This is a genomic window from Ructibacterium sp. SJQ-7 (genome assembly GCF_054696575.1).
Genome location: NZ_CP195193.1, coordinates 680,199 through 704,349, shown reverse-complemented (window position 1 = coordinate 704,349; position 24,151 = coordinate 680,199). Strand labels below are relative to the sequence as shown.

General features: G+C 38.6%; 23 protein-coding genes and 1 pseudogene. 20 read left to right on the top strand and 4 right to left on the bottom strand.

The window, feature by feature from the left end; translation table 11 throughout:
* Positions 1–104 precede the first annotated feature (104 nt).
* From ACSAMO_RS03105 to ACSAMO_RS03030, 16 genes and pseudogenes are all read left to right on the top strand, one after another.
* Positions 105–1,637 (top strand): putative polysaccharide biosynthesis protein, encoded by a 1,533-nt coding sequence (locus ACSAMO_RS03105; RefSeq protein WP_117966905.1) that lies wholly within the window; start codon positions 105–107, stop codon positions 1,635–1,637.
* A gap of 70 nt (positions 1,638–1,707) precedes the next feature.
* Positions 1,708–2,484, top strand: coding sequence for a nucleoside triphosphate pyrophosphohydrolase (gene mazG / locus ACSAMO_RS03100; RefSeq protein WP_117966902.1), 777 nt, complete (start codon positions 1,708–1,710; stop codon positions 2,482–2,484).
* A gap of 155 nt (positions 2,485–2,639) precedes the next feature.
* Entirely contained in the window at positions 2,640–2,915 is a 276-nt protein-coding gene (locus ACSAMO_RS03095) for a non-specific DNA-binding protein Hbs (RefSeq protein WP_022230727.1), read from the top strand.
* A gap of 113 nt (positions 2,916–3,028) precedes the next feature.
* Entirely contained in the window at positions 3,029–3,271 is a 243-nt protein-coding gene (locus ACSAMO_RS03090) for an RNA-binding S4 domain-containing protein (RefSeq protein WP_117966899.1), read from the top strand.
* 67 nt (positions 3,272–3,338) lie between these two features.
* On the top strand, positions 3,339–3,638 hold the full coding sequence (gene yabP, locus ACSAMO_RS03085) for a sporulation protein YabP (protein ID WP_117966896.1): 300 nt from the start codon (positions 3,339–3,341) through the stop codon (positions 3,636–3,638).
* Positions 3,635–4,069 carry a spore cortex biosynthesis protein YabQ gene (yabQ, locus tag ACSAMO_RS03080; protein ID WP_117966893.1) on the top strand — a complete coding sequence of 145 codons (435 nt, stop codon included), beginning with the start codon at positions 3,635–3,637 and terminating at the stop codon, positions 4,067–4,069. Before yabP ends, yabQ begins: the two co-directional genes overlap by 4 nt.
* Positions 4,050–4,379 carry an FtsB family cell division protein gene (locus ACSAMO_RS03075; RefSeq protein ID WP_022230731.1) on the top strand — a complete coding sequence of 110 codons (330 nt, stop codon included), beginning with the start codon at positions 4,050–4,052 and terminating at the stop codon, positions 4,377–4,379. The genes yabQ and ACSAMO_RS03075 overlap by 20 nt, the downstream gene beginning before the upstream one ends.
* A 23-nt stretch (positions 4,380–4,402) precedes the next feature.
* Positions 4,403–4,849, top strand: a complete 447-nt coding sequence (locus tag ACSAMO_RS03070; RefSeq protein ID WP_117966890.1) for a S1 RNA-binding domain-containing protein — start codon at positions 4,403–4,405, stop codon at positions 4,847–4,849.
* A gap of 66 nt (positions 4,850–4,915) precedes the next feature.
* Positions 4,916–6,994: a glycan biosynthesis hexose transferase WsfD gene (gene wsfD / locus ACSAMO_RS03065; RefSeq protein ID WP_499209829.1), complete on the top strand. Its 2,079-nt coding sequence runs from the start codon at positions 4,916–4,918 to the stop codon at positions 6,992–6,994.
* A gap of 16 nt (positions 6,995–7,010) precedes the next feature.
* Entirely contained in the window at positions 7,011–8,456 is a 1,446-nt protein-coding gene (locus ACSAMO_RS03060) for a nicotinate phosphoribosyltransferase (RefSeq protein WP_499209828.1), read from the top strand.
* A gap of 17 nt (positions 8,457–8,473) precedes the next feature.
* Complete coding sequence (locus tag ACSAMO_RS03055; RefSeq protein ID WP_118446250.1) at positions 8,474–9,493, top strand: L-threonylcarbamoyladenylate synthase; 1,020 nt, start codon at positions 8,474–8,476, stop codon at positions 9,491–9,493.
* A gap of 415 nt (positions 9,494–9,908) precedes the next feature.
* Complete coding sequence (locus tag ACSAMO_RS03050; protein WP_499209827.1) at positions 9,909–10,754, top strand: hypothetical protein; 846 nt, start codon at positions 9,909–9,911, stop codon at positions 10,752–10,754.
* A gap of 213 nt (positions 10,755–10,967) precedes the next feature.
* The gene (locus ACSAMO_RS03045; protein ID WP_118446251.1) at positions 10,968–11,510 is read left to right on the top strand and encodes a hypothetical protein; all 543 of its coding nucleotides are present in this window, start codon (positions 10,968–10,970) and stop codon (positions 11,508–11,510) included.
* Between the two features lie 49 nt (positions 11,511–11,559).
* A pseudogene (locus tag ACSAMO_RS03040) lies at positions 11,560–12,456 on the top strand (IS3 family transposase); the annotation flags it as partial.
* A 172-nt stretch (positions 12,457–12,628) separates the two neighbouring features.
* Positions 12,629–13,537 carry a ParM/StbA family protein gene (locus ACSAMO_RS03035; RefSeq protein ID WP_499209826.1) on the top strand — a complete coding sequence of 303 codons (909 nt, stop codon included), beginning with the start codon at positions 12,629–12,631 and terminating at the stop codon, positions 13,535–13,537.
* Between the two features lie 151 nt (positions 13,538–13,688).
* A complete protein-coding gene (locus ACSAMO_RS03030) occupies positions 13,689–13,913 on the top strand; it encodes a hypothetical protein (RefSeq protein ID WP_499209825.1) in 225 nt (74 codons plus the stop codon).
* Between the two features lie 321 nt (positions 13,914–14,234).
* On the opposite strand, the gene ACSAMO_RS03025 is transcribed toward ACSAMO_RS03030, so the two are convergent.
* Complete coding sequence (locus ACSAMO_RS03025; protein ID WP_499209824.1) at positions 14,235–15,512, bottom strand: transposase; 1,278 nt, start codon at positions 15,510–15,512, stop codon at positions 14,235–14,237.
* A gap of 181 nt (positions 15,513–15,693) precedes the next feature.
* Here ACSAMO_RS03025 and ACSAMO_RS03020 point away from each other — a divergent pair, with 181 nt between their 5' ends.
* A complete protein-coding gene (locus ACSAMO_RS03020) occupies positions 15,694–16,560 on the top strand; it encodes an aldose 1-epimerase family protein (protein ID WP_117968955.1) in 867 nt (288 codons plus the stop codon).
* 309 nt (positions 16,561–16,869) lie between these two features.
* On the opposite strand, the gene ACSAMO_RS03015 is transcribed toward ACSAMO_RS03020, so the two are convergent.
* Positions 16,870–18,555 (bottom strand): DUF2264 domain-containing protein, encoded by a 1,686-nt coding sequence (locus tag ACSAMO_RS03015; RefSeq protein WP_118447018.1) that lies wholly within the window; start codon positions 18,553–18,555, stop codon positions 16,870–16,872.
* Positions 18,556–18,839: 284 nt separating this feature from the next.
* Between ACSAMO_RS03015 and ACSAMO_RS03010 the strand changes: the two genes are divergently transcribed.
* Genes ACSAMO_RS03010 through ACSAMO_RS03000 form a run of 3 tightly spaced genes read left to right on the top strand, consistent with a single transcriptional unit; the run spans position 18,840 to position 22,008 of the window.
* Positions 18,840–20,324: an L-fucose/L-arabinose isomerase family protein gene (locus tag ACSAMO_RS03010; protein ID WP_117968544.1), complete on the top strand. Its 1,485-nt coding sequence runs from the start codon at positions 18,840–18,842 to the stop codon at positions 20,322–20,324.
* Between the two features lie 4 nt (positions 20,325–20,328).
* Positions 20,329–21,834 (top strand): xylulokinase, encoded by a 1,506-nt coding sequence (gene xylB, locus ACSAMO_RS03005; protein ID WP_499209823.1) that lies wholly within the window; start codon positions 20,329–20,331, stop codon positions 21,832–21,834.
* A gap of 39 nt (positions 21,835–21,873) precedes the next feature.
* Positions 21,874–22,008, top strand: a complete 135-nt coding sequence (locus ACSAMO_RS03000) for a hypothetical protein (protein WP_499209822.1) — start codon at positions 21,874–21,876, stop codon at positions 22,006–22,008.
* Positions 22,009–22,105: 97 nt separating this feature from the next.
* Here the strand turns inward: ACSAMO_RS03000 and ACSAMO_RS02995 are convergent, their stop codons facing one another.
* Entirely contained in the window at positions 22,106–23,086 is a 981-nt protein-coding gene (locus ACSAMO_RS02995; RefSeq protein WP_499209821.1) for a phosphotransferase family protein, read from the bottom strand.
* Between the two features lie 62 nt (positions 23,087–23,148).
* Positions 23,149–24,099: a mannose-6-phosphate isomerase, class I gene (gene manA / locus ACSAMO_RS02990; protein WP_117968542.1), complete on the bottom strand. Its 951-nt coding sequence runs from the start codon at positions 24,097–24,099 to the stop codon at positions 23,149–23,151.
* Between the last annotated feature and the right edge of the window lie 52 nt (positions 24,100–24,151).

Sequence of the window (24,151 nt, the reverse complement as noted above, 5' to 3'; positions counted from 1 at the left end):
TCCGTATATTCCCGATAACAAAACAAGGAACATCTTAATTTAGTTATAAAATAATTATATCATAAATAGGATATAAAGACAAGTTAAAATGCGTGGAGGGAGTTATGAAAAAGCAGAGTTTTCTTACCGGTGCGGTAATACTTATGATAGCAAATGCAATATCAAAAATACTCGGTGCGGTATTTAAGATACCTCTTACATATATACTTAACGAGGACGGAATGGCAGTGTTTAATATCGCATTTGAGGTTTACATAATGTTTTTATCGTTTATCATTTCAGGTTTGCCGTTTGCAATATCGAAAATGGTTGCGGAATCAAATTCAAGAGGAGAATACAGTAAAACTCACAGAATAGTGAAAATTTCAACAATATTGCTTGTGTGTATAGGCATTGTCGGAAGTGTTGCGCTTTATTTCGGCTCACCGTTTTTTGCACTTGCAATGAAAGAAGAAAAGGCGATATATGCAATACAAATGATTGCACCGTCAATATTTTTCGTTGCACTCGGTACGGCATATAAAAGTTATTATCAAGGTGTTTCAAATATGATACCGACCGCACTTTCACAAGTAACAGAAGCGATTGTTAAACTTGCGGCAGGATATTATTTAGCTGTACTTTTTTTGAATTACGGCGTTGAAAAAACAGCCGGCGGTGCAATAATGGGTGTAACGGCAGGTGAGATTATCGCAACGGCGATACTTATGATTATGTATTTTTACGGCAGAGATAAAAAGTATGTAAAGTCCGAAAAGAGCGATACTGCGGAAATATTAAAAGAGCTTATGTCAATCGCATTGCCGCTTTTATGTGCGTCGGTGGTGGCGAATGCAATAAATGTGGCAGATACAACGCTTGTGCGGTCAAGACTGCTTGACGGCGGTTTTTCAAGTGATGAGGCAAGATTTTTGTACGGTGCGTACACCGGTTACGCACTTACCGTTTTTCATCTGCCTGTCGGAATACTTGCAACATTGGGTGTAAGCATACTCCCTGTAATAGCCGGAGCGATAGCCGTAAACAACACAAAAAAAGCACAAACCGCGACCGATATAGGAATACGTCTTGCGGTTATGCTTTCAATGCCTTGTGCGGTTATAATGTACTTGATGAGTAATGAAATACTTACTGTATTATTTCATAACAGTTCATCGTCCGCTATGCTTACGGCGATAGCACCGTGCGTTATTATGATGTGTGTGACGCAGATAACGTCCGCGATATTACAGTCGGCAGGGAAAATAATGCTGCCGTTTTTTACGGCACTTTGCGGAAGTGCGGTAAAGCTTTCAATGAGTTGGTATCTTATAGCTATGCCCGAAATTAATATATACGGTTCTGCGATAAGCTCAAATGCAGCATATATTCTTGTAATGATATTAAATTTAATTGCAATTCGTAAATGTTTGAGTTTAAAATTGAATATTACGGCAATAATTATAAAGCCCGCAATAGCGACGGTGCTTATGTTCGGTGTTATGTACATTTCATCGAACTATATTTCGGCGATATTGGGGGACGGATTCGTATATCTTGCCGTAATGTGCGGTATCGGTATGGGTGCATATGTACTTATGCTGTTTCTCACAAACGCAATATCGGTTAAAGAAGTGCGGAAAATACTTAAAGGATAGACTTGTAAAAAATAATGCGGGGTGATATAATACAAGAGATTGAAGAAAATATGAAAGGGATTTGTTACTTATGAAAAAATATTCTATTGATGATTTACGCGATATAATGGTACAGCTAAGGGGCGAAAACGGTTGCCCGTGGGATAAGGTACAGACACATCAGAGCATAAAGAAAAGTATGATAGAGGAATGTTACGAGGCGATTGACGCGCTTGACAGCGGTGACGACCACGCATTCGCAAATGAACTCGGTGATGTGCTTTTGCAGGTTGTGTTCCACGCAAGAATTGCGGAAGAAAGAGGAGCATTTGACTTTGATGATGTGGTAAACGAAATCTGTACAAAGCTTATTACACGTCATACTCACGTTTTCGGCAAGGATAATGCGGTATCGGCAGAAGAAGCACTTGGACAGTGGGAGAAGAACAAGAAAAAAGAGAAAAATCTTGATTCATATACGGCGATGCTTGAGGACGTACCGCACTATCTTCCGGCACTTATGAGAAGTGAAAAAATACAGAAAAAAGCCGGCAGTGTAGGTTTTGATTGGGAAGAAACAGAACCGATATATGATAAGATTGCGGAAGAAACGGCGGAAGTTAAAGAGGCGGTTAAAAACGGTAATGCTGATGAAATCGAAGAAGAATACGGCGATTTGTTGTTTGCGGTAGTGAATTTGGGACGTCATTTGAAGGTTACACCTGAAATTGCACTTACAAAAGCATCTGATAAATTCGTAAATCGTTTCAAGGAAATGGAAGAAAAAGCAGTTTCGGACGGTAAGGATATGGCAGAACTTTCGGCAAAAGAGCTTGATGAATTATGGGAATTTGTAAAAAAGGCATAAATCTGCGAAAAAAAATAGGTGAAATTGGCTTAAAATGGTGCAAAGCTATTGACAGAACTGAAAAAATGTAATAGAATTAGTCAATGAACAGCCGATTAACAAAATTATGAAAAAACGGCTGAATGAAACTTTTGAAAATTTTAGGAGGAAAAATCATGAACAAAACAGAACTTGTAGCAGCAGTAGCTCAAAAGGCTGAATTATCAAAGAAGGACGCTGAAAAGGCAGTTGCAGCTGTAACAGCAGCTATTACAGACGCTCTATGTGCAGGTGATAAAGTACAACTTGTTGGTTTTGGTACATTTGAAGTAAGAAACAGAGAAGCAAGAACAGGTAAGAACCCTCGTACAGGCGAAGCTATTCAAATCGCTGCATCAAAGGTTCCTGCATTCAAGGCAGGTAAGGCTCTTAAGGACGTTGTAAACAACTAATTTAAGCGGTTTTATGATTTTATTACAGGGGTGTCGCATATGCGGTACTCCTGTTTTGTTTTTCAAAAGGTAATTAGAATTTTCTGAATTTAATAAAAAAGGGAGAATAACATATGAGAATAGATAAATATTTAAAGGTTACACGACTTATAAAAAGACGTTCGGTTGCAAACGAGGCTTGCGACCAAGGCAGAATAACCGTAAACGGCAGAGTAGTAAAGGCATCATATGATGTCAAGGAAAATGATATTATCGAAATCAAGATGGGCGAAAGAATTATAAAAGTACAGGTTATGGCGATAGCCGAACACGTTTTGAAAAATGACGCGTCATCACTTTACAAGCCGTTGTCATAAATTAAAAACGAGGGACATATATTTATTCAGAGATTAAAAACTGATTAAATATATGGAGGCGGTTTAAATGGCTCAAATGTCTAAAATCGAAAAAAGCTTTTCCGAAAGCTTTGCGGAAAAGAAACATTCAATATCGCTTGTGAACAGGTCTGAAATGTCGCTTTCCGGAGTAAATGACGTTTCTGAATTTTCGGACAGTCAGGTTATGCTGAAAACGAGTATGGGCGGACTTTGTATAAAAGGTAAAAATCTAAGTATAAATCAGCTTAATACCGATACGGGAATGTTGGACGTTAAAGGTGAGATATATTTGATACAGTATGTAAACAAAGGCAAGGACGGATTTTTTGCAGGTCTGTTCAAATGATAAGCCGAGAAGTATATGTATTTCTTGCGATGATTATATGCGGCGGTGCGTTGGCGGTTGTATTTGATATGCTCAGGGCAATGCGAATGGTTTTAAATCCGTCTGCGGTGATAGTTTCTGCAAGCGATATATTGTTTTGGATATTTGCGGCATTTGTCATAAGTGCGGCGGCGTGGAATTTCAACAGCGGAATATTTAGATTTTACGAACCGCTTGGGATAATTTTAGGCGCTGTTTTCTACTTTTTGCTGTTTAGTAAATGGATTTTAAAGCTTTTTTTGTTTATATTTGAAAATATTTTGAAATTTGCTAAGTTTATTTTCAAAATACTCTTGACACCGCCGAAGTTTTTGTATAAAATTTTAATAGTGCCTATAATTGGAGTTATAAAAAATAAACGACGGAAAGGTCATGATACCCATGATGAATGAATACAAAAACTTAATAATAAATTTTGTAAAGGAACATCAAAAGGGACTAAAAATAGCATTACTTGTATTTTTGGTAGGTGGAATGATATTTAAAGGTCTTATGCAAATTCCGCAGATAAATGCAAGTAAAGCGGAAGTTGCAAAGCTGACAAACCAAATCGAATACGAACAGGAACGTCAGAAGGAAATTGAAGAATTAAAAGGCAAAGTTAATACCGATGAGTACATAGAAAAAATGGCGAGCGAAAAACTTGGTTTAATCAAGAGCAACGCTAAGGTTTTTGTGGACGTATCGGGTGAACAACAATAAACAGAGAGGAAAAACAAAATAATATGGTTTCAGTAGGTAGTATATTAGAGGGCAAGGTTGTAAGTGTAATGCCGTTCGGTGCATTCGTGGATATCGGAAATAAACAGTCCGGTCTTGTTCACATATCCGAACTTTCTTCAAGATATGTTAAGGATATAAATGACTGCGTAAAGAAAGGCGATAATGTAAAAGTAAAGGTCATCAAAATTGATGAGTCGGGAAAAATCAGTCTTTCCATGAAACAGGCAGAAGAAAAAAAGGAAAGAGCTCCAAGACACAGACAAGAGAACAAAGGTCCTATACGTCCTGCTGATATAGATTGGAGTGCGTCATCATCGGACAGTTTGTCGTTTGAAGATAAACTTTCAAAGTTCAAACAGGACAGTGATGAAAAAATGCAGACATTAAGACGTAATAACGATTCAAAGCGTTCAGGCGGCTACAGCAGAAAGAACACTCATTCATTTTAATAGAATTTTGTAGGCGGAAAGGGTATTTCCGCCTATTTTGCTATAAAAGCAAATAAGGAGATTCAGATGGAATTATTGAAAAACAACAAGAGAATATTTCCGCTTATTGGTGCGATTATAGTTTTTATACTTTCTTTTTCTGTACTTTATATGGGTGATAATATCGGACTTTCCGATAACGGTGATTTCAGGAGAGTACTGCTTGTAAATAATATGGAATATGAAAACGACAGCAATTATTATTATCTGTTCAAACAGGATTATAAGATGAAAGTCGAGGGTGCGGGATTTTGGGACAAGATAACGTATCTTTGTGAGTCTAACAGCGAAGAAGATATATATTCATCACCGCAGTTTATAATCATAAAAGCGTCTAAGGTTATGAACTTTGTCGCAAACAAAATAACTTCGCGTGATGAAACAACATACAATATTGCGTATTTGGCATTTATATACATACTTATGCTGTCAACGGCGGCATGGGGAATATTTACGTTTTTTGCGGATGAGCCGAGAAAAATGCAGATAGCTGTATTTCTGATATTTATATTTATATTTTGTGACGCGGGGTATTTGCTGTACTTCAATTCGCTGTACGGAGAACCGCTGCAATATGTGTCGCTTATGATACTTATTGCGTTGGGGCTTTTGATATACAAACGACCGACTATACCGAAAATAGCTTGCTTTTTTGTGGCACTGTACTTTTTCGCAGGTTCAAAACTTGCGAATGTGCCGTATTCGGTTATAGTTTCGGTGCTTGCACTTTCTTTTGCGTATTTGCGTAAGGGCAAGTTTTACAGAATAGGCGTGCTTATATGCGTTATTTTGGCGGCGGTTTGTATAACGAATTTGTATATGAGTATTCCGTCATGGATGCACTATGATACAACGTATCAGTCGGTATTTTTCGGTGCGGTCAAGGAAAGTGAAACGCCCGAAAAGGATTTAAAACAGCTCGGTATTGACGAAAAGTATTTACCGCTTGTTAATACTCATGCTTATATGGATGACGGTGAATATCCGATTGATATAACAACAGACGAATTTCAGCACGATTTTTACGACAGAATATCAAAAGCGAATGTTGTGTTTTTCTATTTAAGACACCCTGTAAGGTTCGTAAAGAAAATCGCTTTTTCGATAGAAAACGCGTCATGCTTAAGACCTCTTAATTCGGGTAATTCAGAAACGGTGCTAATGCAGTATTCAAACCGTTTCAGCCTGTGGAGCAATCTGCGAGTGGCGACAAAGTTTTTGTATAATCCGTATATTGTGTTTGCAATGGCAATTATAATGACATTGTATGTTATATTTGTACACATATATCTTGTTAAAAATCATAAAGAAACCGATGAAAAAAGGTTGTATATGATTATGGCGATGTATGTGCTTATAGTCGGATTGTGGATTAATATGTGTCTTCCGATTGTCGGAAACGGTGAGGCGGATATTATGAAACATATGTTCCTTTTTGCAAATTGTATGGACGTGCTTTTTGCTGTAATTATTTTAGGAATAGTAAATATGCAGCTGCGTAACAGGATTGCATCAATAGTGGCACTTGCCGTTGCGGTAGGAGTATTGCAGATTGAGCCGCCTAAGGAAACTGTTGAATTCGGAACGTATAACGGTCAGCCACTGAAGTGGGAAGTAATGCAGGAATATGGTGACGGCAGTAAGGTTATTGTTACCAAGGATTGCGTTACCGAAAGAATTTTTGATGACGAAAATAATATGTGGGAAACAAGTGATTTAAGACAGTGGCTCAATTCCGACTTTATAAGCGAGTTCACAATGGACGAACTTGCAAGAATTGAGCCGAAGGAAAACGAAGTTATGCTTACTTATAATGACAGAGGACTTGCGGTGAGCGGTGATCATACTCATTATTGGAGTGCGACAAGAAGCGAGGTTGCAGACCTTTCGGAAAGTGCGTATAAGTATTACGTTGATGATATGGTTTATATTCCTACACTTGATATGATGAAAACGATAGATGTTCGCGGTTCGTATTGGATTTTATGCCCATACGGCTATAATGACAAAATGCAGAGATATATGAAGAATGATGGGTTTATTCTTCATACAAACGTAGATAATATAGATGGAGTGCGTGCGGCAGTACGAATAAAAGCGGAGTAAATATGAGGTAACATATATGAAAAATGAAATAAATTTGACAATGCTCACGGATTTTTATGAGTTTACAATGATGAATGGCTTTTTTGCCGAGGGATATAAGGATAAAATTGCGTATTTCGATATGTTTTTCAGACGAGTTCCCGAAGACGGCGGTTTTGCCATAATGGCGGGTGTTGAGCAGATTATTGAATATATAAAAGAGATTAACTTTACAGTGGAAGATATTGAATATCTTCGGGGTAAAGGAATTTTTAAAGAGGAATTTCTTAAATATTTGGAGAATTTTAAGTTTGAATGTGACGTATGGGCAGTGCCTGACGGTACACCGATATTTCCGGGTGAGCCGATTGTTACGGTAAGAGGTCCTGTAATACAGGCTCAGTTTGTCGAAACGATGATTTTGCTTACGATAAACCATCAGAGCCTTATTGCGACTAAGGCAAACAGAATTGTAAGAGCCGCACAGGGCAGAGCGGTTATGGAGTTTGGCTCAAGACGTGCTCAGGGTTACAGTGCCGCAACTATCGGTGCAAGAGCCGCATATATAGGCGGTGTTGCAGGTACGGCTTGTACTATTTCCGATGAACTTTACGGAGTGCCGGCACTCGGAACAATGGCACATAGTTGGGTACAGCTTTTTGACAGTGAATATGAGGCGTTTTATGCGTATGCGAAGAATTATCCGACAGGCTGTACTTTGCTTGTTGATACTTATAATGTGCTGAAATCGGGTATACCGAACGCAATTAAGGTTTTTGATGAAGTATTAAAACCCATGGGAGCAAGACCTAAGGGTGTAAGAATTGATTCGGGCGATATAACGTATTTGTCTAAAAAGTGCCGTAAAATGCTTGACGACGCAGGTTATCCGGATTGTCAGATAGTTGCGTCAAATTCACTTGACGAGTATATAATTCGTGATATGCTTTTGCAGGGTGCTAAGATTGATATGTTTGGTGTGGGTGAAAGACTTATAACATCTAAGTCAGAGCCTGTATTCGGCGGTGTGTATAAACTGGTGGCGGTTGAAGATAATGACGGAAATATAATTCCGAAGATTAAGATAAGTGAAAATGTTGCAAAGATTACAACACCGGGATTTAAACAGGTGCATAGATTGTATTCAAAGAGTGACAGTCGTGCGATTGCGGACGTTATTACAATGCACGGCGAAACTATTGACAACAACAAACCGTACACAATATTTGATCCCGAACATACATGGAAGAAGAAAACTGTTACGGACTTTTATTCACGAGAATTGTTAAAACCGATATTTGAAAAGGGTAAGTGCGTGTATGAATGTCCCGACCTTAATGTACTTCGCGAATATTGTAAAATGGAGATTGACGGACTTTGGGACGAGGTTAAGAGATTTGAAAATCCTCATACTTATTACGTTGATTTGTCGGAGAAATTGTGGAATTTAAAGCATACAATGCTTGAAGAATATCAAGATTGACAGAGGTTAAGAAAATAATGGATACGAAATTATTTCATACAGATGATAACGAAATTGCCGAGGCAGGCGAAATATTGAGAAACGGCGGACTGGTCGCATTTCCGACTGAAACAGTTTACGGTTTGGGTGCGTCAGCTTTTGATTCGGACGCGGCTAAGAAAATTTATGCCGCAAAGGGCAGACCGTCCGATAATCCGCTTATAGTGCATATATGCGATAAAGGGCAGATAAAGGATATTGCGGAGGAAATACCGGAAAGTGCAAAGAAAGTTATAGATAATTTTATGCCGGGACCCGTGACAATTATTTTAAAGAAAAAATCGGTTGTACCCAATGATGTTACGGCAGGACTTGATACTGTTGCAATACGTTTTCCGTTACATGAAACGGCTCAGAAACTTATAAAAGCGGCAGGTGTTCCGATTGCCGCACCGAGTGCAAATCTTTCGGGAAAACCGAGTCCGACAAAGGCAAAGCACGTTGTAAAGGATATGACGGGAAGAATTGACGCTATAATTGACGGCGGTGAATGTAATGTGGGTGTGGAGTCGACAATCGTTGATTTTACAGGTGAAAAGCCGGTTATATTAAGACCGGGCGGCGTGACGTATGACGATTTGAAAGGCATAGGTCTTGACGTTGAAATAGATAAAAATATATTACATTCCATTGCGGCAGATGAAGTGCCGAAATGTCCGGGTATGAAGTATAAACATTATGCGCCTAATGCGGAAGTAACCGTTGTTGAGGGTGAAAAAGACGCGGTGCAGAGTAAGATAAAGGAACTTCTTGAACAGACCGAGGGGAAAGTAACGGGAGTGCTTACAATGTACGGTGCAGTGTATGATAAAGCAGTGATGCTTTCGGCAGGAAGTACAAATAAAGAGTATGCAAAAAACTTGTTTGCGGCATTGCGTGAATTTGATGAACTTGGCGTTGAAGTGGTATTTGCCGAATTTTCCGAAAAAGACGGCTACGGACTTGCAGTGAAAAACAGATTGTATAAAGCGGCGGCACAGAGAGTAATACACGTCTAAAACCGAAAAATCGCCCACAGCACCACTTTTTGCTTGGACGGTACAGTAAGTACAGCACCAAAGCTGCAAAGCCACACTGTGAACGATTTTGTGGATTTACAACTAAAAGTCTCTCCTTTATGGGAGGTATCACGAAGTGACGGAGTGGTGGCGAAATATGAATCACACAAAATACGAAAGGAGATACGAAATTTATGAATATATTATTTGTATGTACAGGCAACATACAAACATAAACTCCGAAAGCAAGGTAAAACCAAAGGAAAAGAGGATTGTAATTTGCATTTTACAGAGGTTTTACAGGATTTGAAGAAAAAAAGAAACCATAGTGTAAAAATTGAATATTTGATATGAAAATAAGTCTGTATTTAAATTATATGGACTTATTTTTTGTTTAGAGCAGGGAGGTGTTCAAATGAAATGTCTAATGAGATACGGTTGGGTAAAGTTAATGCGCTCACATTTACCCGAGGGTAAGGGTATATTGGGAATGTGGGCAAAACTGGCATCGCGTGCGGCATTTCGCAAAGGGCACGCGACCTATTGTGGTTACAAGAATGAAGTGATAGCCGGTATGTGGTCTGGAGGAATTGTTGGGGTTAAGAGCATTTTGGGAGTGCGAAGCCGTAGGAAAGCCCTTGAAACGCTTGATGCACTATCAGAACTCGGATATATTAGGTACACTCTTGATGTAAAGACAAAAAAGCTTACATATCAGATTACCGATTGGGTTATCCGATGCTCTGGTGAGGAATGTACGAATGGAACAGTTTATACGACAGACGGATACGGATTTTTATGTATGCCGCGCAGTATAACAGAAAGACTCATAGAACATAATTACATATTGGAAGAAGCAGACGCATGGCTTGACCTTTGGTGTCACTCGGTATCAAGGGACAGAAACAATGCGTTTTCTTTTTTTGCGCCGACAGTCCAGCTTGGCAAATACGGTGCTGTACTGACTTTGGAAACACTCGGCAAACGCTGGGGATGGGAAAAGACAAAGGTATGGAGATTTTTTAGGAAATACAATGATATGTTCGATCTATACCGCTTGCCGGGTTCGTATGGATGCCTTGTGTTTAATAAATTGTATCCGTGTGATACAGAGTGTGTAACGCCTTCACAAGAGCAAATTATGCGTATTCTTGATGCGATAAGAGCTTATGCGGTAAATACAACAAAGAGAGAGACAGACCATCAATATATCAACAGGCTTATTGCATGGTACAGCCGGAGAGTGGTTGATAAATTTTAGACAACTACCGATGAAAATCGCGTTGCAAAATCGGACCATATAATACGCGCGTATTTTTCTCTGTGTTGGAATTGTAAGAATATATATGACTGCAGTAATAGTTATTGTATTATGGCAACGACAGAAAACAACGATATCCGTGGACCGTGCGTACCAGCGGATTTAACAGAAATAGCAAAGGAGTTTTTTACCTATGAGTAAACAGAATAAAAAATGAATAATTTGGAGGTAAACGAGCAAACAATAGCAAATTCAGAACGGATTATGAAAATGCTTGCTCAAAGGGGTATAATAAGCGATAAAAACATTGATGGGGAAAAAATGAAAAATGTAGGACAGGAGAAGAAATATCATAACACACTGTTGCTTTTAAAGAATTACAGAACTATTGCTTGGGTGCTCGAATGCTTTCCTGACACGCTTGCCGAGGAACTTGAGCAGCCATTTGAAGGCTTAGATGAGCTTTTGGACAGATTTGATGCAGAAATGGGTATGGAGAACCGTAAGCTTGAAAATAGAATGATGAGCGTGCAGAAATCAAGATTAATGATTGATCGCGTAAATGAGGCGCTGTCAGTTCTTAAGAAAAAACCGGACAATGGTCAAAAACTGTATGATTTAATCTATCAGACCTACATAAGCCCTGAGAAATTACGTTTGTCTGACATTCTGTATCGTCTGGATATGTCGCCCAGACACTATTACCGCCTTCGTGAACAGGCAGTAAATATACTTTCTATCCGTTTATGGTCATAGAAAATGCATATTTAAAAGAATTGAGGAGGCTGCGTTTAGAGGAGGAAACTCTTCTGAAAAAACAGCGAGAATTGTCCACAGTCTCCGAGGACAGTTCAAATTAAAAGACATTCTCGCAGTAGTCGGTTTTCCAAAGGCAACATATATGTATTGGCAAAAACGATTTGACAGAGAAAATCCTGATAAACAGTTGGAGGATGAAATCACTAAAATCCATATAGAAAACAAGGATTACGGTTACAGACGGGTATATAGAGAATTACGAAACAGAAAGATTTTTGTGAATAAAAAGAAAGTTCAAAGAATCATGCAAAAATTATGTTTCCAGGTCACATCATTTACTCGAAAAAGTCGCAGATATAATTCGTACAAAGGCAATGTTGGTAAAATAGCACCAAACAGAATTAACAGGCGATTTAATACATCTGTACCGCATCAAAAGATAACTACTGACACGACCAAATTTAAGTATTATGAGATTGACAACAAAGGCAGAATGGTAATTAAGAAATTGTATTTAGACCCATTTCTTGATATGTTTAATGGTGAAGTGTTAAGCTATGGTATAAGCAAAACTCCATCAGCGGCAAGTGTTTTATCGGCACAGAAACAAGCAATAGAAATAACATCTGATTGCCCATACAGAAGAACATTCCATTCAGACAGAGGTTGGGCATATCAAATGGGTGCATATTCCTCTGTTCTTAAAGAAAACAAAATATTTCAAAGTATGTCTCGGAAAGGAAATTGTTATGATAACTCTGTGATGGAAAATTTCTTTGGAATATTAAAGCAGGAAATGTATTATGGAACTACATATTACAGCTTTGAAGAGCTTAAAGATGCTATTGAAAGATATATAAAATATTACAACGAGAAAAGAATAAAAGAAAAACTTGGGTGGATGAGTCCGGTTGAGTATCGGCTCAACACCTTGGCTGCATAAAAATAGCGTAGCAGTCGTTAAAACTACTACGCTATAAAAAGTCTAACTTTTGGGGGTCACATCATAAAAAATTTAAGCCTTATCTCTTTTTTATATTTAGAATATATATTTTAGTTGTAAATGAGCATTTTTGCTCGTGTAATATATTAAAAGATTTTGGAGGTACAAGATTATGTTAATAGCAATAGACCATGGGAACTACGCAATTAAGACACCGAAAAATTCATTTATATCCGGATTGTCCGAGCATACGGTAAAACCGCCTATGTGCTATGAAATCTTGGAATATGCAGGAAGCTACTGGACGCTCAGTGGCAAAAGACTGAGTTATATGAGTGATAAGACTCATGATGACCGATATTTCATTTTATCCTTGTTTGCAATAGCCAGAGAGCTTGAGGCGAATGGCAGGCATTCTCATATAGAACATATTGAGCTTGCTGTTGGTCTTCCGCCTGAACATTATGGCATATTAAGAGACAGTTTTGCAAAGTATTTCAAGCGTTACGGGGTTATAAAGTTCAATTATAAGGATAAGCCATACAGTATTATTGTGGATAAGGTTTTGGTCTTTCCACAGGCTTTTGAGGCAGTGATACCACAAAGCCATATACTTATAAACACTCTCAGAATGTTTATTATAGACATTGGCGGATATACAACCGATGTACTGCTCTTGAGGAACGGGAAACCGGATATGCAGTTCTGCCGCAGCCTTGAAACAGGTATTATAACTATGAACAACGAAATTGTAAGGAAAGTTGGTGCTCTGCACGATATGCGTATAGAGGATGAGCATATAAACGCAGTCCTCTGCGAACAGGAAACAATTTTGCCGGATGATGTAAAAAATACTATTCTTTGTGTAACAGAGCTACACGCAAAGGATATTCTTGACCAGCTTCGCGAATTGCAGGTGGATTTACGTTCAAATCCAGCAATTTTCATTGGCGGAGGTAGTATTCTGCTTAGAAAATTCATTGAAGAATCGACGCTGGTGGCAAAATCGGACTTTATAGAGTCACCGAATGCAAATGCCATTGGGTATGAAATGCTGGCAAGAAGCCAGTTAAAGCGATAAATTTGGAGGATAGCTTATGAAAAAGGACGGAAAATACAGATTTTCGTTGTAATTTAGAGCAGACTCAAAAGAACAAATCAGGGCAGGGGAATTATTAGAACGATTAGGGAACAAGAAAAGTCAGATTATTGTTACTGCTTTGAATGAGTATATGACAGAACATCCTGAGTTGTTAAATGAAGAATGTAAATTAGATATCAAATCATCATTTGTATATAGTCAAGAGGATATTAAAAGGATTGTAGAAGGTATGATACAATCAAAATTTGATAATATACAAACGTCAAATAATATGGAATATGGTATAGAATCTATGCAAGAAAATATTTCTGGTGATATTTCACAGATGTTAGATAATGTGGAGTTATTTAAGTAAATTGATTATAATGAAATGAATATAAATATGTATGAGTCATTGTAAAAGATACGTTATAAAGCCGATATGAGAGAAGGTTAAGTTCCAGTATAACTCTTGTGAGATTTAAATTGAAGTTTTTTGTTGCTATATTAATTGTATAGTGATATAATTAACATAGGTTTATGGGCATCTTTATAGAGAGGTGCAAAACACAAGAAATAAAAAGTAAATAAATCATAAATAAAGCTAAGCGAAGCAACAAAAGCGAATAATAGTTAAAAAAGTGCATAGCAAACAAACCTAACGGCAAGGAACAAAAATATTTGGTTTTAAACATTGTCAGGTAAGTCGTTTTAAAGTTTTTACGCTGCGATAAGAAACGTCTTTCTTAGTAATAACGGCGGCAATTGCAATCGATAAAAGTGATATATGAGCAATTGTATTAAGATTTTTTACAGAATTGCCATTACGAACAAAAACGCTTTCACAGCCTGCTTGCTTAAATCGTGAATTGTATCTTTCGGCTTCGGTTCTGAGAGCATAAACGGATTTAAAGGCTATTGAGCTTCTATCGATAGAAAGCCTGTAATCATCGGGAAGAGTTATGTATTTAGTACAACCGCGATTTTTCTTGCCATTATTCCAACATTTGTGATTACAAGGACAATTGCCATTTTTAGAGCGTTTCAACGGACAGCAGTATTTCTGACGTGTTCGACCGCTATCTGAAAACTTGCCGTCTTTATGCATTGCGAGTCCTGCTTCGCAAATGATATTCCCTGACGGTAACTTTTTAGGGCTTTTGGTATTTCGTTTGTTTAAGGCAATAAAGCAATCGCCATTGTATGTGTCATGCACAGTGTTGTAAATAGCCTTAACATCATAGGCTTTATCAGCTAAAAATGAGCATTCAGACATAGGAAGATAAGAATTTGCTCTTTTGAGTATTTCGAGTGTTACAGAACTGTCGGAAACATTGGCACCGGTTGTTAATTCACAAACGGGTAAGCCCGATATGCAGTCGACAAGAATATGATTTTTGTAACCCCAATAGAATTCATAATTCTTTTCGTTGTGCTGATTTGAAGCAGTTTGAACACCAAGCCTGCAATCTTTATCAGACTTTGGATGAGAGGCTTTGGAGAACTTATTCTTTTTAAAGGACTTGGGATTGTTGTTTGAAACATTAGCCTTAACAGGAGTAGCATCCAAAGCGATAAAAGATGAATCAATCAAAGATAAATCGGCAGCTTTCAAGACCTGTGATTGCATAACAGTTTGAAGTATATCGTTATCAAATTCACGGATAAATCGTGTGAATTTTGCATAAGAAGGTAATTCATGAGAAATGTCAAAGCCACAGTAATGGGCAATAATTAAGTTGTTTGACAGATAATCGTGTAAGTCCGAAATTTGAGAGAAACCTTCGCATTTCATAACGATAAAGGCACAAATCATAGAATGATTGCTATAACTTGCACGACCGAATTTTGAGTTTTGAGCCGGAATACAGCTTAAATCTAAATTAATGAATAGTTCATCGTAAAATTTAGCTTTTGGTTGTGAAGTGAAAAGACTGATGTCTTTTAAAATTTCTTGACGATAGATAAAAACCACTCTCCTTTGTGGGATTTTGATTTCAACTATATTATACCAAATCAGAGTGGTTTTTTCTATACATTAAATATTAAATTTATAGTGACCAAACGGATTTGCCACATTCGTAAAATTGCATAAACTCTATGTTTTTAGAGTTTTGCACGTGGCTAGGGCATCTTTATATAAAGGAGGGAAGAATATGCGTTACACAATGAAAAACAATATTATGTCTGTAGAAATAAACAGCAATGGAGCAGAGGTTAAATCTGTTATTAAAAATGGAGTAGAATATATGTGGAATGCCAATCCTGAATATTGGGGACGAACATCTCCAGTTTTATTCCCGTTTGTGGGTAGTCTTAATGGTGGAATATACAAAGTAGAAGATAAAGAATATGCTATGGGACAACATGGATTTGCGCGAGACATGGAGTTTGTATTGACTGAGCAGAGCGACACAAGGCTTGTTTTTATGCTTTCCTCAAATGAAGAAACACTAAAAAAGTATCCATTTGAATTCACTCTGAAAATTACTTATGCAATTATGGAAAATGTTCTTACTGTAGGCTGGAAAGTTGAAAATACAGCGGATAAATCAATGTATTTTTCTATAGGTGCGCATCCTGCATTTATGTGTCCTTTGAACGGTGGAAATCAAAGTGATTATAAGCTTAAATTTGACACTGACAAGGATATAGAATATTACTTGCTTGATGGAGGTCTTATTGACAAGTCTAAAACATATAAGTTATCTATATGCAATGGATATGCAAATATAAATGCAGGAATGTTTGACAGAGATGCGCTTATTGTGGAGGGAAGACAAGCGAGTAAAATTAGCTTGTGCTATCCAGATGGTATGGAGTATATATCTGTAAAAACAAATGCGCCCCTATTTGGCTTATGGTCACCAGCGGGTAAGGATGCGCCGTTTGTTTGCGTTGAACCATGGTATGGACGCGGCGATGCTGTTGGGTTTCATGGTGACTTATCCGAACGTGAATATTCCAATAATTTGCCTGCAGGTGAACAGTTTAGCGCAGAATACGCTGTGGAATTTAATTAATTTAAAAGAATTCGTATATTTCTATAATTTGGTGTTGAGGCATAGAATAAGTAGACAAAAAAGTGATCGTACCTTAAAATTTATTTTAATGTCAACCTATATCTATCATAAATTTTACTACAAATTTCTTTAATAGATATAGTCCCGTCAAGGTTGTATATTGACAAAATTGAAATAGCCAATCATACATGGTCGACTATTTCAATTTTTTTTCTTAAATAATAAAATAATTATGTATATGTGACATATAAACAAGACCACCGCTGAATAATGCGGTGGTCTTGTTTATAAAAATTTATGGAGAGCTATTTAGTATTTTACAATTGTTTCAAATTCCGTTGCACCTTTTTTTATATCATATACAACAAGCGGTGTAGCTGTTTTCTGATATGCGAGGCTCGTATTCGGATGGAATGAAACAACTTCTGGCTTACCGCCCGTACCGCTTTCTACAGTACAGAATGAAAAGTTGTTTTTAACCGTTACAGAATTGTCATCGCCATAGGATGTACAATCTGTGCCTTCGACACATGATACAGAGAAACCTGCATCACGCGCGATACAATCATAATCGCTTGTAATTTTATGACGGCGGATATGTCCCCCTTCAATAGGTATAAGAGTTGTTTCGACCATTATACCCTTGAAAGGAGACCAGAGAGAGAGAATTTTATCCTCTTCAACGTTTGTCTTTAGGGAGAGCCTACGAGTGAAGATATAGCCGTCTATTTCAAATGAGAGAGTACTGTCAGGTGCAGCGTGATTAAAAAACTTGTTTGAGCGGGGAACACTGAAACCAAATTCTGAGCTGTACGCGAATTTACAGTATTTCTCTGACACATGAACATGAATATTGTAATGTAGTCTACCTGGAGTAAGAGCTGTCACCTTGTCACCGTCGTGCTGAATAATCATTTGAGCTTCTTTAAGAAACTTATTTTTATTAAGCTGTGGCAAAGGATCAGCTTCTGCCTGCCAGAAAGGATGCTCATCAGGTAAAGCGAGTAATATAAACGCTTTTAAGCTCCAATATGGAGAACCTGGAGAGTTATAACTCTCTGACATATGTAAATTAGGATATCTATATCCGATTGTAAGAACGCCGCCGTTGTCAGTAATTGGATTTTGAAACCATTCTTCGAAATGACGGACAATAATTCCCTTTACTATGCCGTAAGAGAATACATCAACATCAGCATATAAGCAGGCACTCCAGAATGCAGCTTGAGCAAATCTGTATGTAAGCGATCTGCCATATACAAGAGCGCGTCCTTTCGAGTCGAACCAATATATGTATTCTTTAGCAAATTCTTCTGCGCGTTCTTTGAAAAGAGCGCAGCGTTCAGGATCGTCATTAGCGCAGACTTTAGCATAAATGAGACTGTAGAAGTGAAGAGCGAATGGGATATAATAATCACGCTGTTCAGTCACTCCGTCTTTATACCAACCATTTCCGAGATAGAACGAATCAAGGCGCTCCAGGCCATAATCAATTAAATGCTGGTCATACGGCTGATTGAGGCTTTTTAACGCAAGATTGACAAGAACGGGGAACATTCTCCAGTTGTTATCGGATACTTCATAATTGTTGCTTAATCTCAAATAAGCCGAAAGATTTTCTTTGGCTGTGTCACTGAGCGGTTCCCAAAGCTTATCTGGTGCAAGCAGCAGCCCATAGGATATTGCCGCTATTTCGACAAACTTCTGGTCGCCTTTTCTGAAACCACCCCAGTATTCGTCCGAAGACGGGTCTGTACCGGCAGTTAAGCCGGAGGCGTATATTTCTGAGAAGCCGTCAATATTTCCGCCGCCTGCCCACAAGGGAACAAGTCCCCAGAGAACTCTTGAAAATCCCTCCATAGGGATAGTGCGATCCTCATATGCGGCGCCTGTATGACCAAGGTACAGGTTTGCTCCTTTCGGAGAGTAATGCTGTTTTAAAGGCAGCACAAGTTTTTCAAGAAGCTTGACGAAATATTCTTTATCATAATTCATTGCACTAACCTCCAGAATTAAATTTGTTATATCAATCTATATAACAAAGACTAACTTTGTTATAATTGTATTATAACCTACTTAAGCTGGAATGTCAATAAAAAAGTAAAAAAAATACTGTGATTATGAGATTTGATGAAAAGTAGGAGCAATGATTGTATAAAATATATAAAAATATAACAAATGCAAGAAAAAGATTGAGTTTGATATATTATAATGATATAATCATATAGAAAAGTTTTTTAACAGAAATCAAATATAGAAATGGAAAAGAGGTAATAAAAATGAATAACATTCCAAAGGTAAAGGTGGGTATAGTTGCGGTAAGCCGCGACTGTTTTCCTGAAAGTCTCTCGGTAAACAGAAGAAAGGCGCTTGTAAAGGCGTATGCAGACAAGTACAGCGCAGATGGTATATATGAATGTCCTGTTTGCATTGTCGAAAGCGAAATACATATGAAACAAGCACTTGAGGACATAAAAAAAGCAGGCTGCAACTCGCTTTGCGTGTATCTTGGTAATTTCGGACCGGAAATCAGCGAAACTATGCTCGCGCAGCAGTTTGACGGACCTAAGATGTTTGTGGCGGCTGCTGAAGAAAATATCGGCACGCTTTCAGATGACCGCGGAGATGCGTACTGCGGTATGCTTAATGCGAGCTATAACTTAAAGCTTCGTGGTGTAAAGGTGTATATTCCGGAATATCCCGTCGGCAACGCAGAGGAATGCGCAGATATGATTAACGAATTTTTGCCTGTTGCGAGAGTGATTATCGGTCTTTCTGACTTGAAGATTATTTCATTCGGTCCGCGTCCGTTGAACTTCCTTGCCTGCAATGCGCCTATTTATCAGCTTTATCAGCTCGGTGTTGAAATAGAGGAAAATTCGGAGCTTGACTTGTTTGAAAGATTTAACGAGCATGAAGGAGATGAGAGAATCACTGAGGTTATAGCAGATATGGAAAAAGAGCTTGGTGAGGGCAATAAAAAGCCTGAAATCCTTTCAAAGCTTGCTCAGTACGAGCTTACATTGCTTGATTGGATTGAGGCTCATAAGGGGTCAAAGAAATATGTTGCAATCGCCGGTAAATGCTGGCCTGCGTTCCAGACGCAGTTTGGATTTGTTCCGTGTTATGTAAACAGCCGACTGACAGGAAGAGGCATACCAGTTTCCTGCGAGGTTGATATTTATGGTGCGCTCAGCGAATACATAGGAGCATGCGTATCACAGGATGCGGTTACGCTGCTTGATATCAACAATTCAGTTCCAAAGGATATGTTTGATGCAGATATTAAGGGTAAATTTGATTATACGCATAAGGATACCTTTATGGGCTTCCACTGCGGAAATACCTGCTCATCAAAGCTTGCGGCATGCTCGATGAAGTATCAGAAAATTATGGCTCGCTCACTCCCTGTTGAGGTTACAAACGGAACGCTTGAGGGAGATATAGCGCCGGGAGATATTACATTTTTCCGTTTGCAGTCAACCTCTGATGCTAAGCTTCGCGGTTACATCGCAAACGGCGAGGTGCTTCCCGTTGCGACACGTTCATTCGGTTCAATCGGCGTATTTGCAATCCCTGAAATGGGACGTTTTTATCGTCACGTATTGATTGAAAAGAATTATCCGCATCACGGCGCAGTGGCATTTGGACATCATGCAAAGGCTTTATATGAAGTATTTAAGTATGTGGGCGTTCCTGTTGAAGAAATTGGATACAATCAGCCGAAGGGGGTGAGATACCCGACTGAAAATCCGTGGGGTTAAGGCTATGGCTATGGCATATTATATAGGAATTGATTTAGGAACATCAGCAGTAAAAATGCTGATGATGGACAATAATGGAGAAATTATAAAAAGTGTTTCAAAGGAATATCCATTGTATTTCCCCCAAGCTGGTTGGTCAGAGCAAAATCCAGAGGATTGGTGGATAGCTGTAAAAGACGGATTAAAAGAACTTATAGCAGACTATGATAAGTCAATGATTGGTGGAATTTCTTTCGGTGGTCAGATGCACGGACTTGTAATGTTAGATAAGGACGATAAAGTAATAAGACCAGCCATTCTGTGGAATGACGGCAGAAGTACTAAACAGTGCGAATATCTCAACAACATAATAGGAAAAGAAACATTATCTGAATATACCGCAAATATTGCCTTTGCAGGCTTTACTGCTCCGAAAATCCTGTGGGTAAAGGAAAATGAACCTGATAATTTTGCACGTATAAATAAGATAATGCTGCCAAAGGATTATATAGCTTATAAGTTGACGGGGATACATTCAACAGATGTGTCGGACGCATCAGGTATGCTTCTTTTAGATGTAAAAAACCGATGCTGGTCTGAGGAAATGCTCGGTATATGCGGGATAAGGGAAGCAGTAATGCCAGGGCTTTATGAAAGCAGTGATGTTATCGGAACGCTTACAAAAGCAGCGTCAGAGGAAACGGGACTGCCGCAGAGTGTGAAAGTTATAGCCGGAGCAGGGGATAATGCTGCCGCTGCGATAGGCACAGGAACGGTAGGCAAGGGCAAATGCAATATTTCGCTTGGTACATCAGGAACAGTGTTCATTTCACAGGATAAATTTTCGATGGACAACAATAACGCGCTTCATTCCTTTGCGCATGCCGACGGTAAATATCATCTCATGGGCTGTATGCTTAGTGCCGCATCGTGCAATAAATGGTGGCTTGAGGAGATACTTGGAACGAAGGATTATGAGGGTAGTCAAAAGAACATACAAAACCTTGGTGAAAATAATGTCTTCTTTTTGCCTTATCTTATGGGCGAGCGCTCTCCTCATAATAATCCGGATGTGCGAGGAGCATTTATAGGGATGAGTATGGACACGACAAGAAATAATATGACTCAGGCAGTGCTTGAGGGAGTAGCGTTCGCTATAAGAGATTCCGTTGAGGTTGCAAGAACTTTGGGAATTAAGATACATAGATCCACAATATGCGGCGGCGGTGCAAAGAGCCCTCTTTGGTGCTCGATTATGGCGAATGTGCTTAATATGGAGATTGTAACTCTTGTAAAAGAAGAGGGGCCTGCAATGGGTGCTGCTATACTTGCAGCTGTAGGCTTCGGTGAGTATAAGGATGTGGACGAAGCGGCTGATAAAATCGTGAAAACGAAAGATGTATACACGCCGAGCGTTGATATTGCAGCAAAATATGAGGAAAAGTACAGAAAATTCGTTGAAATATATCCAAGTGTGCGGGAGTTGTTTAACAAGCAAAGCTTCCCGCAGCGCTTGAAACAGGAGAAATAGTATGATGAAATTGACTAAGTTATGGCGCTTGCAGGAGATATGGGAGCATCAGCAGGTCTGACAGCTGTAGGCTTTGCTGCAAGTGTGCTTGGCGGAAATTTGAAATACGGACTGCTTATTGCAACTGTTTTTTCGGTGGTAATGCTGCTTGGAATATGTAAATTGAAGGATTAGAACTGCGAAAAAAAGGCTTAATTTCATTACATGAAATTAAGCCTTTTTCTTAAACAATATTGAATTGGATTTACTCTTATGGAACGCAGCTGCCTGATTATTTTATGTGCAGTAGGGTGCTAAGTATATCTATCTGGTGTAAGGCTTTGATTTTTCTCTCATTAGCATTTTCCGGTTGATTGTATTCTTGTAAATAAACATAAGCATCGAGTAAGCTCCACAAAAGCGTATATATCGTTCTGCGGATGCGGCTGCCAAAATCCTGCTTTAGGGCTTTGCCATATCCTTCCCAAAATGTTGGTTCGCTATGTGTCCAATTGATTGAGGAAAACTCAACGTCGGGATCTCCCCACATTGCTCGGTCTGCATCAATTATTGCAGCGAATTCAGGAATGTCAGAATTAAAGCAAATCAGAACATTTCCTTTCCAAAGATCAGTATGCACAAGGCTGGGAGTTTGGATTTTATCCAAGAAAGGAATAGAATTTTCAAAAGTTCGCCTGATTTTTATATATTCAGCATCCGAAAAGAGAGAGGTTGATTTTGACAGGCGTTCCCATTGATTTAATTCGTGCAATAAGCAATCACTCCATTTAGAAAACCCTTTTCCATTTTCAACATCTACAATTCGCCCAAAATGAGAGTGTGTAATTGAGTGCATTTTTGCAGTTGCGGCTCCAATATCTCGGCAAATTTGTGAGTTATTATCAGAACATAATACTGCTTCATTCATTGGTACGCTTGGAATATATCTGACAATCATATAATCACAATCAATGATTCTTTTTGAAGTGTCCATAAACAAGATTTCGGAAACGGGAACTTGCGCTTCTCGGCATAATTTGTATACCAACTGTTCAGCTTGCATTAGGCTGTGTTCAAACGGAAGAAGCAAGTGCCGATTAACAGGACCTGCACGAAGCACTACTGAACCATATTTCATTGTATCTATGTAATAAGTGGTATTGAACAATCCTCCGGTAAGCAGTTTGGCGGAATTTATGTCAGTATTCAGCGTTTCGCTTATGAGTTTCCTTAATTCTTCTTTGGACAACTCAAGATATAAAGACGAATTCATAAAAATCTCCTTGTAAAATATTAATTCATCAGTTAGTTGCCGCATAAGTATACTAAGATATATTATACCTGCGACATAATCAGAGTGCAGTTTCCGTAAATATTCAATCTGCCTGACTGCGCGGGAACGAAAATGCTGTTGCCTTTTTCAAGTGAAAGCGTTTCGTGGTTTATTTCAAGCTTTGCGCTGCCCTCGGTTACTATCAGGGAACGGAAACTGGTTGTATCAAGGTCTATTGACGCAGTATCAGCTACGGTTATCTCGCGGACTGTAAAATATTCGCATTGAGCAAGTATTGCATTGCTTTCATCGGACTCTTGCTGAATTTCGGGAGCCTTAGATAGATTAGATACGGCGATTGCCTTTTCAACATGAAGCGGGCGCGTATTTCCTTTTTTATCACGTCGGTTATAGTCATATACACGGTAGGTAGTATTGGAATTCTGCTGTATTTCACATATCAGTATTCCGGCGCCTATTGCGTGTACTGTTCCAGCAGGAATGAAAAATACATCGCCCTTGTGTACGGGAATCTTGTTTAATATATCCGTAAGTGTGTTATTCTCAATCGCGTTCTTGTATTCTTCTTTTGTTACGTCCTTTTTAAAGCCATAATACAGCGATGCATTTTCTTCACAGTCGAGTATGTACCACATTTCTGTTTTCCCGTACTCGCCTTCATGCTCAAGCGCATAGCTGTCATCAGGGTGTACTTGCACGGAAAGAGCACTGCGGGCGTCTATGAGTTTTATTAGGATAGGAAAGTAATCAAAGTTTTTAGCATTTGTGCCAAGTGCGCTGTTTCCTATTGCGTTAAGGTATTGTGTTAGCGTAAGGCCGCTATATGGACCGTCTGCAACTATGCTTTCACCATCCTTGTGCGCTGAAAGTTCCCAGCTTTCAGCGACAATATCAAGGGCGGAATGTTTGTTATACATTGTTTTAAGCTTTGTTCCGCCCCAAATATAGTCTTTGTAGGCGGGTGTTAGTTTTATGGGCGATAATTTTGTCATAAAATCTTAATTCCTTTCTGATTAAAGATATATCAATTTAATTAATAATGAT

What these genes read in the sequence shown, in the direction of transcription:
- mazG (WP_117966902.1), top strand. Translation starts at nt 1,708, where the DNA reads ATGAAAAAATATTCTATTGATGATTTACGCGATATAATGGTACAGCTA.
- yabQ (WP_117966893.1), top strand. Translation starts at nt 3,635, where the DNA reads ATGATAAGCCGAGAAGTATATGTATTTCTTGCGATGATTATATGCGGC.
- ACSAMO_RS03010 (WP_117968544.1), top strand. Translation starts at nt 18,840, where the DNA reads ATGAATAACATTCCAAAGGTAAAGGTGGGTATAGTTGCGGTAAGCCGC.
- ACSAMO_RS03030 (WP_499209825.1), top strand. Translation starts at nt 13,689, where the DNA reads ATGACAGAACATCCTGAGTTGTTAAATGAAGAATGTAAATTAGATATC.
- yabP (WP_117966896.1), top strand. Translation starts at nt 3,339, where the DNA reads ATGGCTCAAATGTCTAAAATCGAAAAAAGCTTTTCCGAAAGCTTTGCG.
- ACSAMO_RS03105 (WP_117966905.1), top strand. Translation starts at nt 105, where the DNA reads ATGAAAAAGCAGAGTTTTCTTACCGGTGCGGTAATACTTATGATAGCA.
- wsfD (WP_499209829.1), top strand. Translation starts at nt 4,916, where the DNA reads ATGGAATTATTGAAAAACAACAAGAGAATATTTCCGCTTATTGGTGCG.
- ACSAMO_RS03000 (WP_499209822.1), top strand. Translation starts at nt 21,874, where the DNA reads ATGGGAGCATCAGCAGGTCTGACAGCTGTAGGCTTTGCTGCAAGTGTG.
- ACSAMO_RS03070 (WP_117966890.1), top strand. Translation starts at nt 4,403, where the DNA reads ATGGTTTCAGTAGGTAGTATATTAGAGGGCAAGGTTGTAAGTGTAATG.
- ACSAMO_RS03050 (WP_499209827.1), top strand. Translation starts at nt 9,909, where the DNA reads ATGAAATGTCTAATGAGATACGGTTGGGTAAAGTTAATGCGCTCACAT.
- ACSAMO_RS03060 (WP_499209828.1), top strand. Translation starts at nt 7,011, where the DNA reads ATGAAAAATGAAATAAATTTGACAATGCTCACGGATTTTTATGAGTTT.
- ACSAMO_RS03035 (WP_499209826.1), top strand. Translation starts at nt 12,629, where the DNA reads ATGTTAATAGCAATAGACCATGGGAACTACGCAATTAAGACACCGAAA.
- ACSAMO_RS03045 (WP_118446251.1), top strand. Translation starts at nt 10,968, where the DNA reads ATGAATAATTTGGAGGTAAACGAGCAAACAATAGCAAATTCAGAACGG.
- ACSAMO_RS03055 (WP_118446250.1), top strand. Translation starts at nt 8,474, where the DNA reads ATGGATACGAAATTATTTCATACAGATGATAACGAAATTGCCGAGGCA.
- ACSAMO_RS03020 (WP_117968955.1), top strand. Translation starts at nt 15,694, where the DNA reads ATGCGTTACACAATGAAAAACAATATTATGTCTGTAGAAATAAACAGC.
- ACSAMO_RS03095 (WP_022230727.1), top strand. Translation starts at nt 2,640, where the DNA reads ATGAACAAAACAGAACTTGTAGCAGCAGTAGCTCAAAAGGCTGAATTA.
- ACSAMO_RS03090 (WP_117966899.1), top strand. Translation starts at nt 3,029, where the DNA reads ATGAGAATAGATAAATATTTAAAGGTTACACGACTTATAAAAAGACGT.
- ACSAMO_RS03015 (WP_118447018.1), bottom strand. Translation starts at nt 18,555, where the DNA reads ATGAATTATGATAAAGAATATTTCGTCAAGCTTCTTGAAAAACTTGTG.
- manA (WP_117968542.1), bottom strand. Translation starts at nt 24,099, where the DNA reads ATGACAAAATTATCGCCCATAAAACTAACACCCGCCTACAAAGACTAT.
- ACSAMO_RS02995 (WP_499209821.1), bottom strand. Translation starts at nt 23,086, where the DNA reads ATGAATTCGTCTTTATATCTTGAGTTGTCCAAAGAAGAATTAAGGAAA.
- xylB (WP_499209823.1), top strand. Translation starts at nt 20,329, where the DNA reads ATGGCTATGGCATATTATATAGGAATTGATTTAGGAACATCAGCAGTA.
- ACSAMO_RS03075 (WP_022230731.1), top strand. Translation starts at nt 4,050, where the DNA reads ATGATACCCATGATGAATGAATACAAAAACTTAATAATAAATTTTGTA.